The organism is Vibrio sp. 2134-1, from assembly GCF_033339495.1.
Genome location: NZ_JAWOUS010000833.1, coordinates 1 through 550 on the forward strand (window position 1 = coordinate 1; position 550 = coordinate 550).

Here is a 550-nt window from a genome sequence, read left to right on the forward strand (position 1 = left end):
CCCCCCCAACAAACAACGAAACCGTGCTTAAACCCACAAGGGTTAGCAATAACTTTTTCAAAGTTAACCTCTGCTAGCCGGGCTTAAAGATCGACGGTGTTTTTGATCTCGTTGACCATTTTTTCTGTCGCAGTCACGCCTGACATAGCCAAGTACCACGCATCAACATCCAAGAACGTAATTTTTTGGTTCTTGTATGCCGTCGTCGCTTTCACCAAATCATTGTCCATCGATTTACGAAGGTCTTGGCTTGGCTTCGCATGCAGCGAGTTACGGTCGATAACCAAAATGTTTTTCGGATCAGCTTCGCGGATAAACTCGTAAGAAATCACGTCACCGTGTGTACCAGTCTTGATGTTTTTTACCGTTTCAATGAAACCAAAGTCATTGTAAATCGCACCGAAGCGGGACTTCGCACCAAAGGCACTAATGTTGTCACCGATGCTCAAAATCGTTAATGCGTCGTTATTGTTCGTTTGGTTGTAGTCTCGAATCGCTTTAAATTGAGCATCCAATGTTTCAATCTTTTGCGCGACTTTGTCTTCAATGT

The 550-nt window shown here is 43.8% G+C and carries 1 protein-coding gene; it reads right to left on the reverse strand.

All coding sequences use genetic code 11. From position 1 onward, the window contains the following. Positions 1–83: 83 nt before the first annotated feature. A partial coding sequence (locus R7R78_RS28805; RefSeq protein WP_225474929.1) for an ABC transporter substrate-binding protein occupies positions 84–550 on the reverse strand: 467 nt, incomplete at its 5' end.